Below are 19,329 nucleotides of genomic sequence, written 5' to 3' on the forward strand. Positions count from 1 at the left end.
TTGACACAAATAATTTATTAATTATTTAATACATTATTTCATAAGGTTATTTTTAGTTTAAATAGCATCTCCCATTTGGAACATAGGCATATACATACTAACAACTAAGAAACCTACTACGCCACCAAGAACCACCATGATTATAGGTTCTAACATTGAGCTGAGTCCTTCTACTAATACATCTACCTCTTCTTGATATACCCTATTAAGGTTTCCTAGCATTATTTCAAGGGCACCAGACTCCTCACCAACTGAGACCATTTGCTCTACTAGAAATGGAAATACACCTGTTTCTTCTATTGCTTCTTTAAAAGATGTTCCTTCACTAATGCTTTTTTTGATATCTAAAGCAGCTTGGTCATATTTAGCATTACCTGTGGAGAGGGCAACCATGTCTAAAGCTCTAGTTAAACTCATCCCTGATTGAGTTGTTATTTCCAATGTACTAGCAAACCTAGCTAATGCTGATTTAAAAATGACTTCACCAATGATGGGTATTTTTAACATAAAATGATCTTGGTAAACTTGAATTTTTGGATATTTAAATTTTAAACTTTTAAATACGGACATGGTTATAAAAATAACTAGAATTATTTTCCACCAAGAGTCTTGCATAAAGTAAGAGGCATTTACTGTAATTTGTGTAATCGCTGGTAAAGGCTTCCCAGAATTTATAAACATAGCAGAAAAAGCTGGAACGGCAAAAGTAAGGAGGATACCTGTAACACCAGCAGCAATAACACAGACTACGATTGGATAAGATAATGCTTTTTTTACTTTTTTCTTAATACTTTGTAACGCTTCTCTTTGATCAGCAATTTTACTTAGCATCAGATCTAAATTACCAGACTCTTCACCTGCGGTTACAAGACCAACATATAATTTATCAAAAATCTTGGGATATTTTTGTAGCGCTTGAGAAAGAGATTCACCTCCTTCAATTGATAGTTTTAGATCAACAACAAGCATTTTAAGTTTAAGATGTTTTTTTATTCCCATTATAAAAACTTCAAATGATTTTACTATAGGAATTCCTGCTTTAGTCATAGTGGCTAATTGCCTAGTCATACCTGTTATATCATTATAAGATATTTTTTTTGGTAGTAAGTCCTTGGGTTGTTTTTTTATTTTTAGGTCTGTAAAACCTTTTTGTCGAAGAGCTGCTTCAGCGAGCTCTTTTGAATTTGCATCAATTTCGCCCTTGGTTTTTTTACCACTTCGTAATTTTCCTTTATAACTAAATGTTATAAAGTCAATTTTTGGCGCATTATTTTTTTTGAAAAACATTATTTTTCCTTTAACTTATTCTATATATTTCTTCTAGAGTTGTTAATCCTTCAGCAACTCTAATTAAAGCAGATTGTCTTATGTTTGAAACGGCTTCTTTTTGTGCTTGCTCAGCAATTTCCATAGTATTTTTATCATCTAGAATCATTCTTGAAATAGCTCTAGATACAGGCATAACCTCATATAAACCTAGTCGGCCTTTATATCCTTTAAAGCATCTTGGACATCCTTTGGGATTTGCTTTATAAATGGTTGCTTCTTTGAGTTCTTTTAGACTGGTTCCAAATGGTTTTGCTATCTCTTCTGTTATTCCGCTATCCTCTATTATTAAGTCAAACTTAGTTTCTGTATCAGGGATTCTGCATTTTGGACAAATTCTACGAGAAAGTCTTTGTGCTATAATTAAGATTACTGAAGTAGCAATATTATATCTTGGTAATCCCATATCAACCAATCTGTTTAGTGTTTCAGGAGCACTATTTGTATGTAGAGTAGATAATACTAAGTGACCAGTTTGGGAAGCTTTTATTGCTATAGATCCTGTTTCTATATCCCTAATCTCACCAACCATTATAATATCTGGATCTTGACGTAAAAATGCTTTTAAAGCGGCAGCAAATGTTAAACCTTGTTTATTATTTACGTTAACCTGATTAACCCCTTTTACTGCAAGTTCTACTGGATCCTCTGCTGTAGAGATGTTCTTTTCTGGCTTATTTAAAATATTTATACCAGTATATAAAGTTACTGTTTTACCAGAACCTGTCGGACCTGTTACAAGTACCATGCCTTGTGATTGGCTTATAGCATCTAGATATAGTTTTTTCTGATGTTCAGCAAAACCTAATTGTTCAACAGGTATTTGAGTGCTACTAGAGTCAATAATACGAAGTACAACTTTTTCACCGAAGTTTATGGGGCATGTACTTACACGGAAGTCTATAGCTTTTTCTTTAGATAAAGATATTTTAAATTTTCCATCTTGAGGAATTCTTTTCTCTGCAATATCTAAACTGGCCATAATTTTTATTCTTGAGATTATTTTAGGACCTAGATTTTTAGTAGTGCTAAAATTCTCTATTAGTAATCCATCTATCCTATATCTTATACGAAAAACTTTTTCATAAGGCTCAAAGTGAATATCCGAAGCACCTTTTTGTATTGCGTCAACTATAGTGTTGTTTATGAATCTAATTATAGGAGCTTCATCATCATTAGATCCTATTATATCATCGCCTCTTAACTCATCACCATGTTCAACAAGATCGACATCTAGCTCAACATTTTTCATTTTGTCATCAAGAGCATCATTTTCGTTTGAGGCTTTACCTTCATCTTTTAAGTGCTCATTAAACTCTTCTATTTTTTCATTTATGAGATTAAATTCAGCAACTATTGCAATAAAAGGTTTGTTATATTTATTTCTTAATTCTTTTAAGATGTCTTGGCTATCTATAGGGTTCGCTATAGCAATAAATATAGATTGTTTTTGAGTAAATAATGGAAGACATGAATGTTGTTTACAAAACTCTAAATCAAAATAGGCGTTTTCTAAATGCTTCACATTTATTACAGAAAGGTCTATGTATTGAAGTCTAAGTAAATTAGCAGCTTCAATCATAAATTTTTTATTATCAATTAGTTCATGACTTACTAAATATTTAAATAGACCAGTGTTTTTTAATTCTTTTGCATCGCTAACTTCATTAATTAATTGCTCTTTTGATATAAGCTTTTTATGTAGCAAAAAAGACACAAGTCTTCTGTCAATATGAGGACTATTTAGCATTATTTATCATATGATTTAGGTATTGCTTTAAATTATAACATGATTTATTTTTTTGAAAAAAATTCTACGCTAAATATTTAGGCTATTTTAATTTTATTTTTAGATTTTTAATTAATAGAAAAATAGTGTTTTTATGCTTTGGATGGTTTGCAGTATAATACATTAGTTTTCTAATTTAGGGTTTTAGATATATGAAAATAGATAAATTTATTTCTCACCGGGGAGCAAAGACAGATTTTATTGAGAATACAATGGATGCTTTTAGACAAGCATATGAGTTTGGTTTTAAATGGATAGAGCTTGATGTTCAAATGAGTTCTGATGGAGAGCTATTTATTTTTCATGATCGTACAACAAGAAGGTTAAGTTTAACTGATTTAGATGTTACACAAACAGAGATTTTAACATTAAAAAAAATAGAGCTACTCCATTCTGATTTTAAACCTGCAAGAATTCCCACGTTGATAGAATACTTTGAATGGGCTAAAGATATCTCTATAAATACTAACTTAGAGATTAAAATAAATAATGAAGATGAAAAGTATCAAGAGGAAATTGTTAATAAAATCTTAAATTTACTTTCTAAATATCCCGAGCTAAAGGATAGAGTTTTACTGTCTAGTTTCTCAAATTTTGTAATGGAAAAACTTAAAGATGATTCTCTATATGCTAAGGCAAAATTATATGAAGTAAAAGATTGGGATTCTGAAGAGAAATATATTCAAACAACGTTGAAAGAAGATTTTGATAGAGATAATTATATTGGCCTGGCTATAAACTTTCAGTTTTTAAATAAAGAAAGGGTTCATTTACTTCAAAAACTTTTTAAAAAAATCTTTGTATATTCTGCCAAGTCTGATGAGGATGTAAAAAGATTAATGTCATATGGAGTAGATTCTATTTTTATTGATAAAAAAGAGCAGCTATTCTTTACTATCTAAACTTAAATGCGTTTCCAGTAATTTTTCAACTTTGTTTATTATGTCTTTACTATGAGGGCATCCTTGAGGATAGAAGTATTTTAGTTCTATAAAACCTTCGGCAATTCTATATTTGAACGTTACAAAGGAATATTCATCCTTAATGATATCTAATTTTTCTGCAAGAAAACTTTCTCCAATATTATATACTTTCCATGTTTGACGTATAATCTGCTTAGAAGAAGGTTTTTTATTGAAATTTAATTTCTCTAACATAGGTATACACTCCTTAGGTGGGCCAGGAAAAACATAAATAAATCTATTGCTTGTAAATTCAAGTCTAAAACCATTTGCAGTTCCATTTTCATTTCTTATTATAGTAGCTCCATCAGGGAACATTGCTTGTTTATTGTTATTTCTTGGAATCTTATTATATTTTTCTATCATTCTCTTTCTAAGAGCACTCCAAGTTTTTTCATCGGTAAACAATGATTTTTTAAAGAATTCTGCAATAGATTCTGTTGTTATATCATCTTCTGTAGGACCTAATCCTCCAATAGTCATTAAATTAGAGTGGTCTTTAATTAAGAATTCTATAGCTTTGAAGATACTATTTTTATCATCTTCACAACATATATGATTACCTATTTTAAATCCTTCTTTTGTTAAAAATGAAGCAAATGCTGCTGTATTTGTATTTACTATATCGCCATCAGTGATTTCATCACCTATAGCTAAAAGTCCAAAATCATATTTCATAAGTTTTTTCAAGAAATTAAATTTTTTTCAGATATTAAAAAAATATAGAAATTTTTATAAATTTTCTAGTAATATGAATATTAAGTATATTTTATGCTTTAAATCGTGTTAAGGAGTTTACATGAAAGTATTAGCTACGAATGTTTATGTTGGTCCAAATATCTATGCCAATTTCCCGGTTATAAGAAGTGAAATTGATTTAGGAGTTTTAGAAGAATGGCCTTCGGCTAAAATAGGAACAGAGTTTGTTGATAAACTGGTTGAAAATTTACCAGGTTTGAAGGAACATGGCTGTTCTTATCGTGAAGAAGGTGGATTCATAAGACGCCTAAAAGAAGATGAGGGAACATGGATGGGTCATATATGGGAGCATGTTATATTGGAGCTTCAATCTATGGCTGGTAGTGATGTTACTTTTGGTAGGACTAGAAGCACTGGCGAACCAGGTCATTACAATATGGTTTATGAGTATAAGCAAAAGGATGTTGGTCTTAGAGCTATGGAGCTAGCTCGTGAGCTTTTACTTTCTATTCTTCCTCAACAGCTTCAAGAAGAAGTTGGCTATAAAGCTGATGATTTTGATTTTGAGTATGAAAAAGTTAAATTTATTAAGTTTGCACAAAGTAAAGAATTTGGCCCTAGTACAGGATCTTTAGTTGAAGCAGCTAAGAAAAGAGATATTCCTTATATAAGGCTAAATGATCAATCACTAGTTCAGTTTGGACATGGTAAATATCAACAAAGAATTCAAGCTACTATTACAAGCCAAACTACTAATATTGCAGTTCAAATGTCTTGTGATAAAGAGCAAACAAATAAAATTCTAGGGGCACTTGGTCTTCCTGTTCCACAACAAAAAATGGTAAGAACAGAAGCAGATGCACTTAGGGCAGCACAAAAATTAGGATTCCCATTAGTGGTTAAACCTTTAGATGGAAACCATGGTAGAGGAATTTCTATTAATTTAAAAACTTATGAAGAAATAAGAGAAGCATTTGTTGAGGCGAGTAAAGTTTCTAGATATGTTTTAGTTGAGCAATATGCAACAGGTTTTGATCATAGAATGCTAGTGGTTAATGGTAAACTTGTGGCTGTTGCAAAAAGAGTACCTGGCCATGTTGTTGGTGATGGTAAGAGCACAATTGAAGAGCTTGTAGAAATAGTTAACCAAGACCCAAGAAGGGGTATTGGACATGAGAAGGTTCTAACTATTTTAGAGTTAGATTATCAAGCAAACACATTAATGAAAGCAGCTGGATATAATAAAGATACTATCTTAAAAGAGGGTGAAATATTTTATCTAAGATCTACAGCTAACCTATCTACTGGTGGAACAGCTATAGATGTAACTGATATTGTACATCCAGATAATAGAGACATGGCTGAAAGAGCTATTCGTGCTATAGGGCTAGATGTTGGTGGTGTGGATTTCTTAATTGATGATATTGCTCAATCATATCATGAAATAGGTGGAGCAATATGTGAATGTAATGCAGCTCCAGGATTTAGAATGCACGTAGCACCTAGTGAAGGCCAACCAAGAGATGTTGCTGGAGCTGTAATAGATATGCTATTCCCTAAAGAGTTAGGTAATGCAAGGATTCCTATAGCAGCTATAACAGGTACTAATGGTAAAACAACTACTTCTCGTATGGTTGCGCATATGTGGAAAAATGCTGGTAAAGTTGTTGGTCTTACAACTACAGACGGTATTTACATTAATGGTAAACTTACTGTTTCTGGTGATACAACGGGACCAGCGTCTGCTCAGATGGTTTTAAGAGATCCTACAGTTGAAATGGCTATTCTTGAAACTGCTAGAGGCGGTCTTGTAAGAAGTGGTATGGGTTATGATTATTGTAATGTGGGAGCATGTTTAAATATAGCTTCTGATCATTTGGGACTAAAAGGTGTTAATACTCTAGAAGACTTAGCGAAAGTTAAAAGTGTTGTAGTTGAAGCAGCTAAAGATGTAGCTGTTCTAAATGCCGATGACCCTCATTGTTTAAAAATGTCAGCTAAAGTAACAGCTAAAAACATTTTCTATGTAACAATGAATCCTGAGCATGCATTAGTTAGACAACATATCAGAGCTGGTGGTAAAGCGGTAGTAATAGAGAAAGGTGTAAATGGTGATATGATTACAATTTTTGATAATCATATTCATATACCAGTTCTATGGACACATTTGATACCTGCGACTATGGAAGGTAAAGCAATTCATAACGTTCAAAACTCTATGTTTGCAATTGCTATATCTTATAGTATGGGAATGTCATTAGACAATATTAGAGATGGTTTAAGAACTTTTGTTACATCTTTCTATCAGGCTCCAGGTCGTATGAACTGGTTTGAAGAGCATAACTTTAAAGTTTTAATGGATTATGGGCATAATCCTGCAGCGATTAAGTTAGTTGGACATATGATCTCTAATATGGATTTTACTGGCAAAAAGATATGTGTGATAGCTTCTCCTGGTGATAGAAGAAATGAAGACATACATGAATTGGCCGCAGCTGCAGCACCACATTTTGATTACTTTATTTGTAAGAGAGATGATGATTTAAGAGGCAGAAAGCCAGAAGAAGTTCCTGAAATGTTAAAGGCAGGGCTTATTAAAGCAGGTATTTCAGCAGAGAATATAGAAATTATTCAGGATGAAGTTGAGGCTGTAAATACTGCCTTATCTATGGCTGAAGAGGGCGATTTGGTTACTATCTTTGCAGATAAGTTAAAAAGGACTTGGAAACAAATTATTTATTTCAATAGAGAAGATGATGAAGTTGAAAAAGGTGAAGTGAAAACTAAAACTCATGAGCCTTTCTCTGCATCGGTAATTGCTCAAGATCCAAGCTTATCAAAAGAGATTTCTGAAGTTATAAAAGCGGGAATTATATCAGATGGTAGTGGAGTAAGAGTTGCATCTTTTGATGAGGATTCAGACTAATTAAAATTGAGATAATGTTTTTCGTAAAAATCGATTAGCAAAGAGGATTTATATATGTCAATGCCAGAAGGTTATTCTAGAAGATTAGTCGGACCAAATCTGTTTTTTAAAGAAACAGGTACGGTTTTAGATGTTCCTCTAAAAGATAATAAAGATGAAATGACAAAGCTTTTTTATAAGGAAGCCGAAAGAATATTACCAGCTTTAGGTTGGAAGGATATTAAGATAACTCATAAGTTTTTTCGCAATGGAGTTAGACTTGCATTCATAGCTCCTGTTGATATAACTATGCCAGCTTGTGATGTTATTGATTTTGTTTGGCTGTCAGCAAGAGAGCTTGTTGAAAAAGGTACTGCAAAGTCTATAGAGGAAGCAAAAGAAAAACTTTTACCATTAATTAATGAAGATAAAAATTTAACTTATCGTAAATTGTATGATCTTGCTAAAAGTAAAGGCTTTAATGTTTTTAGAGAAAAAAATAAAGCTTTTATAGGTTCGGGTAAAGGAAGTTATGAAGTTGATTTATCTGAAGTTGATTTTGATAATATTCCTTGGAGTGATATTTATGACATTCCAGCTATTATCGTAACAGGAACAAACGGTAAAACAACAACAGTAAGATTAACAGATTTTATTTGTAGATATGCTGGTAAATTAACTGGTTATACTTCAACAGATTGGGTAAAAGTTAATAATGAGTTGATTGATGAAGGTGACTATTCTGGTCCTACAGGGCATCAGTTTGTGTTAACAAATAAAAAAGTTGAAGTGGCATTATTAGAATCTGCAAGAGGAGGTCTTTTAAAAAGAGGCCTTATAGAAACATTTGTTGATGCTGCAGCAGTTACTAACGTTTCAGCTGACCATTTAGGTGAGGATGGGATTGAAACGGTTGCAGAATTAGCTGAAGCAAAATCTATCGTCTTTAGAACAATGGGTGAAAATTCTCATGCTATTATTAATTTAGATGATAAATATATGAAGCAACGTTTTGATACATTAAAGTGCAAAAAAATTGTTGCTACACAGCATCCAGAAAATCATGATATGAATTATTATTTGGCAAATGCTGATTATGCAAGTATCGTTGAAAATGGTAAATTCTGCTGGGTTGAGAAGGGTGTCAAGAAAGAGCTATTAAATGTTGTTGATGCACCAATAACAATTAAAGGTTTCGCAAAACATAATGTAGAGAATGCTATGTTGGCTATTGCTTTAGCATTTAAACTTGGCGTTAGCTTAGATACTATTACATCAGCTTTGAAAGCATATGTTAATGATGCTAGTGTAAATCCAGGTAGAGCAAACTTTTTTGAAGTTGAAGGTAAAACTGTTGTGCTTGATTATGGTCATAATGAAGCTGCTATAGATGCTCTATTAACTATGGTTCAAGCATGTTATAAAGGTGGTAAAAAATATTTACTTATTGGTACAACAGGTGACAGAAAGAATATTATCAGCCCAATAAATGATGTAATTTTAAAACATGGGGTTGATTTTGTTGTCCTAAAAGAGACTGTTAAGTATCTAAGAGGAGCAGAGCCAGGGGAGTTGCCAAAAGCTATTAAAGAAGACTTAGCTAAAAAAGGCTTTGATACTGTGAATAAATCTCATTTAGTTCATAAAGAACTTGATGGCGTTAAATATATCTTAGATAAATTAGGTCCTAATGATATAGGTGTTTTATTTTGTCAGGCTGAGCTAGGTGAAATTGTAGAATATTTAGAAAGTTTACCTAAAGATTAATACTTATATAGGAGACATACCGCATGAGTTGCTATGCCTTCTTTTCTGCCGATATGTCCTAGTTTTTCATTAGTAGTTGCTTTAACATTTATTTGAGAAATATCGATATTTAAAGTTTCTGCTAAACAACTCCTTATTTTTTCTATATGAAGTAACATTCTAGGAGCTTCAGCTATTATAGAACAGTCTATATTAGATATTTTGTAACCCTCATTATCTAACATTTTTTTTATTTCTCTTAAAAAATATTTGCTATCTTGGTTTTGGAATCTTTTGTCAGTATCTGGAAAATATTTGCCGATATCACCTAAAGCTAAAGCACCTAATAATGCATCACATATGGCATGTGTAAGAACATCTCCATCTGAGTGAGCTTCTAGACCATATTCATATGGGATTTCAATTCCACCAATTATTATATTTTGTTTTGCATCTGTAAATCTATGAACATCATAACCATGACCTATTCTAAACATTATATTTCCTTAGCTTTGTACTAAAGGATAGTTGTTTTTTATCCAGCCTTGTATTCCATCAGATATCGAAATTACGTTTTTATAGCCCATATCTTGTAGACTTGATGTTGCTAATGCAGAGCGATAGCCACTACCACAATATAAATATAAAGTCTGATCTTTATTAGGGACAAGATTCTCTATTTTTACTTCTAATTGACCTTTGCTAAGATGAGTTGCTCCTTGAATGTGAAATCTTGCAAATTCAGAATCTTCACGAGTATCAATTATTACGCCATCTAATTGATTGCTTTGAATTTTTCTGTAAAGTTCAGAAGAAGAGCTTTCTTTTATTTTAGATTTAGCATCATTAACAAGCTTTATAAATTCCTTTGGAATACTATCTTGAGGTTGATGAATTGGGTAGCCCTTAGTATTCCAGCCTCTCCATCCTCCATCTACAGATATTACATTTTTATATCCCATTTGTCTTAAACTATCTGCTACTAAAGCTGAACGAAATCCTCCACCACAATAAAAATACATTTTTTGATTTTTATTTGGAATAGTGTTTTCTATTACTGATTCAATGATTCCTTTACTAATATGTATAGCATTAGGAATATAGCCTTTAGCAAACTCAGATTCTTCTCTAGTATCTATTAGAAGACCATCTAAAGTTCCATTTTGATTCATATTATATATATCATCTACATTGCATTCTTCTATTCTAGATTTTGCATCATTGACTACTTTTAAAAAACCTTCAGAGTGTTGCATATTTTTATATCCTTTAATTGTATAAATACAAGTTTATTTTAGCTTGTTATATATAAAAATTCGAGATTAAAAATATAGCGAATAGTTTAGAATTTTCTATTTCATCATTAAAGTTGAGTGATTGATGTAATAGATATCAAAAGAATATAAGAATTAATTATTAGAGAATTTATCTTGAGAATATTTTGCTAGCTTATCTGAATTTAAGCCAGTGTTTTCAGTACTATTATATGGAGGTTGGTTTATCGCCCAGAACATGCTTCCGCCATAACCATTGTTAGCTACATAGTCAATTGCTTGTTTATCAACAGCCATGCCTTCCCATTGTCCGCCAGCAGCTTGTCCACCAGGCTCAAAACCTAGAACGACTTTGCTACTATCAACATGAGCACCAAAAGTACTTAATACATTTTTGTAAATATTCATGTTCCAAGTTTGACCATTTGGCATATATTCAGGTCCAACATCATAAGCCATGATATTTACGAAATCAACAACGTTGTTTAAAGAGCTACCGTGAGCTTTTAACCAGTTGTCTATTGCTAAGCCTTCGCCATCAGAATTAAATCCTGGGAAACCATATTGTTTACTATCAGCCATGAAAGCATTAAAGCGAGTAGTATAACCAATTTGCTTATCTTGTAAACCAGCTTTATCTAGAGCTTGACGAAGTTTTAATAAAACTTCTGCTAAAACAGCAGTTTGTTGTTGAGCATTTGGATTTTTGCTACCATCAGCTAATTGATGTAAGTGTTCCCAATCAAAGTCAACACCATCACCAGAAATTTTAAGTAAATCTACAATCATACTTACAAGCTTGTCAACTTGGTTTGTAGAAATAGTTTGCTGTAAATCTGACCATCCGCCAATAGCCCAAATGAATTTACCATTATTATCATGAGTAGCTTTAATTAAAGCATCGACTCTAACTCTCATCCAATTATCAGTACGTTCCCAGTTAGGGGTTCCTTCAGGGTATTCCCTCATAAACTTAAGAACGTCGCCGGCTGTCATAGATTCATAAATAGCACTTCCATCCCAAGTAGTATTTGATGGATTATCTGGATTAGGATTTTTAGCTAAAGTTAAGAATGAGTAAACAACATGTGTATATGGAGCAATATCAGTACTATAATGAGCTGGATTACCCATGTCAGTTGATTGAGGTTGTTGAGCAGGTTTCCAGTTTTCCCAGTAACCAGTAATGAACTCATCTTGAGTTGATTTTTGTTGCTCAGCGAAAGTTATAGTAATGTTTTGAGTGTTTTGATTAGCTGTGAAATTTGCTGGAGAGACAGTAACCTTATAATCATCAAATGATGATGCAGTTATGTTCCAGTTTTCACCATCTTTAGGAACATCTATAGAAGATATTCCATCAGCATTTAATTTTGATGTGATAATCTTACCATTATCATTCTTTAACGTTAAAGTAGAGCTTTTTCCACTAGGAATACCTTTGACTTCCACATTTACTTTTTCAGTAGGCATAGCTTCTTTGGTATATTCTACTTTAGCTTCAGTTGTTTCAGTATTCTTAACAACTACAGAAACTGATTTAGCAGTATAGTTAAAGCCATTTTCAGCATATCCATCAACAGTTAACTGATATTGTTTACCATTTGCACTAGTTGGAATGTCATTTAAGTTTGTAGGAGCGTTGAAGTTTAATGCTCCTTCTTTAATAACGTTTCCTTGTGCATCAGTTAGGGTATAACTAGGAGTCTTAGTTGTAGAATCTGGAGTAGATGCTGATATTGTGATATTCCCTTTATAGTCTACTTTAGGAGCGGTGTACTGGATATTAACTTCTTGAGTTTGTCCACCAGTAGTAGTAAAGTTAGCTGGAGTAGCGCTACCTGTAGCATTATCAATTGCTGGTACGTTAATTGTATAGCCTACGTTACCTTCAGCCTCAAAGCTTTGAGAAGAGCCCCAGGCAGTATCTTTCATTTCCGCAACTTTAACACCATCTTTGTAAATAATTACATTAGCTTTGCTAGTACCTATAAATTGAGGTTTTTCAGGAAGATTTATTTTTATGGTAGCTTTAGAAGCCTCTTGACCACCATCTTGGCTATTAACAGAGAATTCACTAATAGCAAAATTATTTGTATTTGGTGAAAATGATAAAGTATAGTATTGACCTGCTTGTGCTATATAAGCTTCATCTGGCCACCATTTTTTAACTGTTACAGAGATAGTATCTCCATTTTGAGTGAATTGAGAGTTACCTGGTAAACCCCACATAGAGCTTACTTTAATGTTATTTGATACTTTAAAAGAAATAGGGTTTTTAACTAGGTCTGTATCTTCTGTACAGTGGAAAGTTAAACTACCTGTCCAACCTGTTGATACATCATCTTGTACGCAGTTAGCATTTGCAAAACCAACTGTGCCCATACACAACATTGTGATAAGAGATATTTTATTTAATTTTTTCATATTTTCTCCTACTTGGAATATAGAATTAAATCAATCTAATCTGAATACACGCGCAATAATATAATTTTTTGCTACTTTAAATCAAGATTATTTACAGCAAATTTATTATATATTTTATATTAATTTAAAATTAATTATTTTGGGAAATATGTAAGATATGAAATATTTTAAGTAGATAATAAATATTATTATTTTTTATAAAGAGCTGCGACTTGCTTTTTTTCTATCACTCTCTGTAAGATGTTTTTTACGTAATCTAATATTTTTAGGAGTGATCTCTACTAATTCATCATCTTCAATAAACTCTAAAGCATATTCTAGAGTTAACTTGATTGGAGTTACTAGAGTTAGAGCTTCATCTTTACCAGATGCGCGCATATTTGTTAATTGTTTACCTTTAGTTATATTTACAGTTAGGTCATTATCACGATTATGAATTCCAACGATCATACCTTCATAAACTTCTGTATTATGTGTTACAAACATCTTCCCACGTTCTTGTAAATTAAAAATAGAGAATGCTACGGCTTTACCATTATTTATAGAGACTAAGGTACCATTTTGACGAGTTTCAAGAGTTTGTTTTTTCATAGGTCCATAGTGGTCAAATATTTTATTAAGAATACCAGAGCCAGAAGTTATAGTTAAAAACTCTGTATAGAAACCGATTAAGCCACGAGATGGAATGATAAACTCTAATTTTACTCTACCTTTTCCATCTGGTTCCATATTTTTTAATTCACCTTGGCGAAGACCCATGCGTTCCATTACAGTGCCTTGGTACTCTTCATTTACATCAATGATTGCTTGCTCATAAGGCTCATGCTTCTCACCATCAATATCTTTAAATATTACATGTGGTCTTGAAACAGCGATCTCAAAGCCTTCACGACGCATATTCTCTAGTAATATTGATAAATGAAGTTCACCACGACCAGATACTTTAAATTTATCAGGATCTTCAAGCTGCTCAACGTGTAACGCTACGTTTGTAAGTAATTCTTTATCTAGACGATCTTTAATTTGGCGAGAGGTTACATATTTACCTTCTTTGCCAGCAAAAGGAGAGTTATTAACCTGAAAGGTCATACTAATAGTTGGTTCATCTACTGATAATTCTGGGAGAGCTTCGACTTTTTCTGGGCTACAAAGTGTATCGGAAATATTTAAACCTTCCATGCCTGTAATACAAACGATATCTCCAGCCTGTGCCTCTGGAACTTCAACACGGTCTAGTCCCATATATCCTAGGATCTGAAGGATCCTTCCATTACGAGTTTTACCTTCTTTATTTATAAGAGTAATAGGAGTATTGGTTTTAACTTTGCCACGTTGAATACGACCAATACCTATAGTTCCTAAGAAACTAGAGTAGTCTAAAGAAGATATCTGCATTTGGAATGGACCTTTTTCATCAACGTGTGGAGGTTCAACATTATCTATAATTGCCTGGAATAAATCAGTCATATCTTCTTTCTTTTCATCAAGCACATTAGTAGCCCAACCATTTATAGCTGAAGCATAAATAATAGGAAAGTCTAGCTGCTCATCTGTAGCACCTAATCTATCAAATAGGTCAAAAACTTGATCAACAACCCAGTCTGGTCTAGCGCCATCACGGTCTATTTTATTTATAACAACAATTGGTTTTAACCCTTTAGCAAAAGCTTTCTCTGTTACGAATCTAGTTTGAGGCATAGGACCATCAACAGCATCAACAAGTAAAAGAACAGAGTCAACCATTGAAAGCACACGCTCAACTTCACCACCAAAATCAGCATGTCCAGGAGTGTCAACTATATTAATTCTATAGTCTCTCCATTTTAGAGCTGTATTTTTTGCTAATATTGTAATACCTCTTTCTTTTTCTATATCATTAGAGTCCATTACTCTTTCAACTTCTGGACCTCTATTTTTTAGAGTACCTGATTGTTGTAAAAGTTTATCAACTAGTGTTGTTTTACCATGATCTACATGGGCGATAATTGCAATGTTCCTTAAATTATTGATCATTATGAGTCCATTATTTTATAAATTCAGGACAATTATAGACTAAATATAAAAAAAATGTATCTAATTAAATTATTCAAATGTCTAGTAAAAAGACTTAATCTAAGTATCATTTGTATCAGTGGTTTTATTATATAGAGGGAAATTAATGATTAAATGCTATAAACAAATAATCGAAAAAGACTATAGTATTTATATCATTGACTCCCATGTAAAGCATGGTTTAGATATTAGTTGTATCGATCAAAAAGATTTATCTGAAATATATAAATATAAACGAGATCATGATCGTTATAAAAGAATGTTATCTAGATGTTTTCTTTTTCAAATTTTGAAAGAAAATGGGTATAAAAATAAAACTCTAGATTTTATTTATAATGATTTTAAAAGACCTTCTATATTAGCAAGCAAGTTCAAATTTAGCTTTTCTTATAGTGATCAATATATTTTATTAGCAGTCTCTAAATCAGTTAAAGATCTAGGTGCAGATATTGAGAATATACAAAATGATAGTATAGATATAAATGTTTTATATAAAGAAATTATGTCTATTGAGGAAATTAAATATTTTGAAATATTAATAGACAATATTGAAAAACAAAGATTTTTCTATGATGTTTGGACTATTAAAGAATCATATGTTAAAGCTTTGGAAAAAGGTTTATTTATCGAGGTGAAGTCATTAAACATATTTGAATTACAAGAGAAAGAATATATAAAAAAATATGATTTAGATACAGATTATAAAATAGCTATTACAATTATATACGCTTAACAATGATAGTTGCTTTTTGACCTGGATAGTTAGGAGTTCCATCAATAGGATTTGCTAGTAGGTAGTATCTAGTAATTGGATCATTAGTGCATTGACCAGAAGTATCACAATAAGATATAAAGTCATAATTGTTAGGATCACGAAGGGTAATCGTTGCAGAGCCTATAAGTGGATCACTAACCAATAATTGAGATACTTGTTTATTTGTTGAACTGTTTAATATTGGAATAGCTATTTTACCAGTACCAAATGAAACATCACATGAAGCAGCAACTTTATCACTATTTAAGCTAAGTATTTTACAGCTTGTATCTAAATATGCTGCACTACCAAAATATAGAGTGTCACTAAGCTCATCATCAAGCTGAGCTTCAAAAACAACGGTAGCACTACTTAAAGTTGGAATTGTCATAAGTCCCAAAGCTAATAAAGTTTTTTTGAAAACAGATCTTTTTATCACAAATAATCTCCTCTGATATGTTATACATTCTTATTATAGTGGTTTTTCTGTTATAAAGAAGAGCGTTTAGTGCAAATTCTGCTTATTGAGTTTTTTATAAAATAGATGTAGGATTTAAGATAATTAAGTTAGAGAATTTATTATTGAAATGAGCAAGCAAAATATCCCAGAGTGGTCAAAACGTAGGGATAAAATAAAAAAAGAAAAAGATTTTATAAGAGTTAAAAGTAATTTTTTAGAGAAGTTAAATTCTTTTTTAGAAAGAACATTGGTATTTAATTTTCTGTATATTCTTTTGAGTATATATTTGTATGTAGCTTATGATATGCGTTTTTATTTAAATCATAGTACAAATACAAATTTCTTTTTATCAATTTTGTATATACTAGCTATGGTAGTCTTATATTACATATGTTACTTGAGAGCAAAGAAGCTAGGTAGGAAGTCTATTTTTATCCTAGTTTTACTTTCTGATGTTATAAGCTTTATGCATGAGTTTAATTTATTTATATTTATTATAGAGTTATTATTAGGGCTTGCTGCACTTATAATAGCTAATATAAATCTGAAAGATGAACCATCAGATGATCAAATTTTTAAGTAAACTGTTTTTCATACCTTTTTATCATAGATAGATTTCCACTAACACCTCCACAATGAATATAAAAAACTGGTTTAGGTAGATTATTATAGTTTTCTAATAATACTCTCCATGCTATCGGGTCATAGAGAAGGTCAAATTCAATATTAGTTTGTTTTAGTAGGCTTTTATATATTTTATAGTTTTCAAAATCAAGACTACCAAAATTAGATTTAAAATGTTTTGGTAATATTTTAGGAAAGTTAATTTCGTTATCAATACTTAGCATTTGTTGTTTAAGGTAATCATCGTCCCCTATACAGGAAATCGTATATACTTTATTTGGCAAATACTTTTCCAGAAAAAGGGCAGTAGTGCCAGTTCCTGAAGCTACAACCACAGTATAATCTATTATATTGTTATTCTGACAGTATTTGAATATTTCATTAGCGCAGTCTTTTATTCCTTCTTCAGCTTCTTTTTGACGACCCCCTTGGTCAAAAAAATAAAGGCTATTATAAGCAGAGTCTTTATATAAATGTTTTATAGAATGTAGACTTAATTCCTCTTGGGTTTCAAAAAGCTGCATACCATTATTAAGAGCTGATTTTATATTTCCTAATTTTTGTTGTTTTAAAAGTTTGGGTAAAGGTTTTATCCAATAATGAAACTCCCATTTTTTCAACTTAGCAAGTTGAGATAGGGCTAGCATAAAATTAGATTGATTTCCTCCAAAAGACACAATAGTTTTTATATGAGAAAAGTGATTTGGATTTTTTAAAATGTATCCTAATTTTCTTGCTTTATTTCCAGATAAAATAGGATGAGATAAATCATCTCGCATAATAATAAATGGCTTATTATCAAAAGTGATTTTTTGAAAAATTTGAGAAGACATTTTTGGAAAAGATAAACTATTCTTCTAGAAGTTCAAATTCCTCTTTACTAACACCACAATCTGGGCATTCCCAGTCTTCAGGAACATCTTCCCATTTAGTGCCTGGAGCAATATCATCTTCTGGCCAACCTTCAGCTTCATCATATATTAAGCCACACACGATACATATATATTTTCTATATTCCATAACTAATACTTTTAATTAAAATTTGGTCTAAAAATTAGGCTGTAATTGTAGCATTATAAAAGGCTATTATCTAGTCCTCATCAATAGAGGTTTTAATTTTAAGTTGATAGATAGCTAATACCAATAACATACAAAGAATAATAAATAATAATTGATAAAAAGAAACTATATTTACTAAGATGCTACCATGGTAATAACTAATGACTAGAGCGCCTCCACCAGCTATCATGTTTTTAAGGAAATTTGAAATTGAGTTTGCTGTTCCAAAGTTATGAGAAACTACATTCATTGAGAAAGAATATAATATCGTACATGTAAAAGAGACAGACAAACAAAGAATACACATAAAGATTGTATAGTTTATAGCGTTATCTAAGTTTAATTTAGAAACGATAAAAAGTCCTAAACAACATATGATCAAAAGTGAAATACTAATATTTGTATATCTTAAATTATTTACACGGCTTGAAAGGCGCTTAATAAGTAAATTAGCCATGATTGAAGCAATTACAGCCGCCGCATAATAAATACAATATAGAATAGGTCCAGTATTATAGATCTTTAGATAAATAATAGAAGCTGAAGCTATGTACATAAATAAAGCTGTCCATGCCATGCCAGATGCTATAGTTGCTAGCATAAATCCTGGATTTTTAAAGTGACTAAAATAACTAGGAATGAGCTCTTTAATGCTTTTTTGTCTATCATCTTTATTTAATGTTTCTTCTATCATTAGAGCAAATATTAATAGAATCACACCATATAAAGTTAGAAAGTGGAATGAGCTTTGCCATGTATTAGTAGTATAAGTTAGCACTGTGCCTATAATAGGAGCAACTATAGGCGCAACAAGCATTATTATTATTATGGTTGCAATCATGCTAGTAAGTTTATGTCCTTTATAACAGTCTCTAGCTATAGAAAATGCTATGACTCCTCCTACTGAATCGGATAAGCCTTGTATAAGTCTTAATAGCTCAAGCATTTTAAAGCTAGTACTTAAGGAGCAAAGAATAGTACTGATAACATATATTATAGTACCAATTAAAATTATGTTTTTTCTACCATACTTATCAGAAACAGCTCCCCAAAAAAGCATACCAAATGAAAATCCAATAAAATATGTAGTGAATGTAGCTAAAACATCACTATCAGTTACATTAAAGCTATTAGCTATAAGTGGGATAGCTGGAGCATAGGTATTAATTGCTAAAGGAGGTAAGGCTGCAAATATAGCAAGTACAATAGGAAAAAGTTTAGAATTTCTAGTAATAGTAGGAATATGCATAGA

Annotated in this window: 16 protein-coding genes; 5 read left to right on the forward strand and 11 right to left on the reverse strand. The window is 31.5% G+C overall.

The window, feature by feature from the left end; genetic code table 11:
• Positions 1–57: 57 nt before the first annotated feature.
• Together KX01_RS05065 and pilB are read right to left on the reverse strand one after the other, a co-directional pair.
• Positions 58–1,287, reverse strand: coding sequence for a type II secretion system F family protein (locus KX01_RS05065; RefSeq protein WP_071663956.1), 1,230 nt, complete (start codon positions 1,285–1,287; stop codon positions 58–60).
• Between the two features lie 10 nt (positions 1,288–1,297).
• A complete protein-coding gene (gene pilB, locus KX01_RS05070) occupies positions 1,298–3,076 on the reverse strand; it encodes a type IV-A pilus assembly ATPase PilB (protein ID WP_071663957.1) in 1,779 nt (592 codons plus the stop codon).
• Between the two features lie 191 nt (positions 3,077–3,267).
• Between pilB and KX01_RS05075 the strand changes: the two genes are divergently transcribed.
• Positions 3,268–4,017 (forward strand): glycerophosphodiester phosphodiesterase family protein, encoded by a 750-nt coding sequence (locus tag KX01_RS05075; RefSeq protein WP_071663958.1) that lies wholly within the window; start codon positions 3,268–3,270, stop codon positions 4,015–4,017.
• On the opposite strand, the gene KX01_RS05080 is transcribed toward KX01_RS05075, so the two are convergent.
• Positions 4,000–4,755, reverse strand: coding sequence for a competence/damage-inducible protein A (locus KX01_RS05080; RefSeq protein ID WP_071663959.1), 756 nt, complete (start codon positions 4,753–4,755; stop codon positions 4,000–4,002). The genes KX01_RS05075 and KX01_RS05080 overlap by 18 nt on opposite strands.
• Positions 4,756–4,876: 121 nt before the next feature.
• Here KX01_RS05080 and cphA point away from each other — a divergent pair, with 121 nt between their 5' ends.
• Both cphA and KX01_RS05090 read left to right on the forward strand, forming a co-directional pair.
• Complete coding sequence (cphA, locus tag KX01_RS05085; protein WP_071663960.1) at positions 4,877–7,702, forward strand: cyanophycin synthetase; 2,826 nt, start codon at positions 4,877–4,879, stop codon at positions 7,700–7,702.
• A gap of 54 nt (positions 7,703–7,756) precedes the next feature.
• Positions 7,757–9,448 (forward strand): Mur ligase family protein, encoded by a 1,692-nt coding sequence (locus tag KX01_RS05090; protein ID WP_232223310.1) that lies wholly within the window; start codon positions 7,757–7,759, stop codon positions 9,446–9,448.
• On the opposite strand, the gene ispF is transcribed toward KX01_RS05090, so the two are convergent.
• The 4 genes from ispF to typA form a co-directional block, all read right to left on the reverse strand.
• Positions 9,445–9,927: a 2-C-methyl-D-erythritol 2,4-cyclodiphosphate synthase gene (ispF, locus tag KX01_RS05095; RefSeq protein ID WP_083578902.1), complete on the reverse strand. Its 483-nt coding sequence runs from the start codon at positions 9,925–9,927 to the stop codon at positions 9,445–9,447. The two genes, KX01_RS05090 and ispF, sit on opposite strands and share 4 nt — an antisense overlap.
• Before the next feature lie 6 nt (positions 9,928–9,933).
• Positions 9,934–10,683 (reverse strand): rhodanese-like domain-containing protein, encoded by a 750-nt coding sequence (locus KX01_RS05100; RefSeq protein ID WP_071663962.1) that lies wholly within the window; start codon positions 10,681–10,683, stop codon positions 9,934–9,936.
• Positions 10,684–10,836: 153 nt separating this feature from the next.
• The gene (locus KX01_RS05105; RefSeq protein ID WP_071663963.1) at positions 10,837–13,128 is read right to left on the reverse strand and encodes a glycoside hydrolase family 18 protein; all 2,292 of its coding nucleotides are present in this window, start codon (positions 13,126–13,128) and stop codon (positions 10,837–10,839) included.
• Between the two features lie 195 nt (positions 13,129–13,323).
• Entirely contained in the window at positions 13,324–15,141 is a 1,818-nt protein-coding gene (typA, locus tag KX01_RS05110) for a translational GTPase TypA (protein WP_071663964.1), read from the reverse strand.
• 145 nt (positions 15,142–15,286) lie between these two features.
• On the opposite strand from typA, the gene KX01_RS05115 reads away from it, so the two are divergent.
• Positions 15,287–15,913 carry a 4'-phosphopantetheinyl transferase family protein gene (locus KX01_RS05115; protein ID WP_071663965.1) on the forward strand — a complete coding sequence of 209 codons (627 nt, stop codon included), beginning with the start codon at positions 15,287–15,289 and terminating at the stop codon, positions 15,911–15,913.
• On the opposite strand, the gene KX01_RS05120 is transcribed toward KX01_RS05115, so the two are convergent.
• Positions 15,900–16,373 (reverse strand): hypothetical protein, encoded by a 474-nt coding sequence (locus tag KX01_RS05120; RefSeq protein WP_071663966.1) that lies wholly within the window; start codon positions 16,371–16,373, stop codon positions 15,900–15,902. The genes KX01_RS05115 and KX01_RS05120 overlap by 14 nt on opposite strands.
• Positions 16,374–16,521: 148 nt before the next feature.
• Between KX01_RS05120 and KX01_RS05125 the strand changes: the two genes are divergently transcribed.
• Positions 16,522–16,977 carry a hypothetical protein gene (locus KX01_RS05125; protein ID WP_071663967.1) on the forward strand — a complete coding sequence of 152 codons (456 nt, stop codon included), beginning with the start codon at positions 16,522–16,524 and terminating at the stop codon, positions 16,975–16,977.
• Here KX01_RS05125 and KX01_RS05130 read toward each other — a convergent pair.
• From KX01_RS05130 to KX01_RS05140, 3 genes are all read right to left on the reverse strand, one after another.
• Positions 16,970–17,851, reverse strand: a complete 882-nt coding sequence (locus KX01_RS05130; RefSeq protein WP_071663968.1) for a 1-aminocyclopropane-1-carboxylate deaminase — start codon at positions 17,849–17,851, stop codon at positions 16,970–16,972. The two genes, KX01_RS05125 and KX01_RS05130, sit on opposite strands and share 8 nt — an antisense overlap.
• Before the next feature lie 16 nt (positions 17,852–17,867).
• Positions 17,868–18,038 carry a rubredoxin gene (locus KX01_RS05135; RefSeq protein ID WP_071663969.1) on the reverse strand — a complete coding sequence of 57 codons (171 nt, stop codon included), beginning with the start codon at positions 18,036–18,038 and terminating at the stop codon, positions 17,868–17,870.
• 70 nt (positions 18,039–18,108) lie between these two features.
• Positions 18,109–19,320: a multidrug effflux MFS transporter gene (locus KX01_RS05140; RefSeq protein WP_156860412.1), complete on the reverse strand. Its 1,212-nt coding sequence runs from the start codon at positions 19,318–19,320 to the stop codon at positions 18,109–18,111.
• Between the last annotated feature and the right edge of the window lie 9 nt (positions 19,321–19,329).

This window comes from Francisella frigiditurris, from assembly GCF_001880225.1.
Lineage (GTDB): Bacteria > Pseudomonadota > Gammaproteobacteria > Francisellales > Francisellaceae > Francisella > Francisella frigiditurris.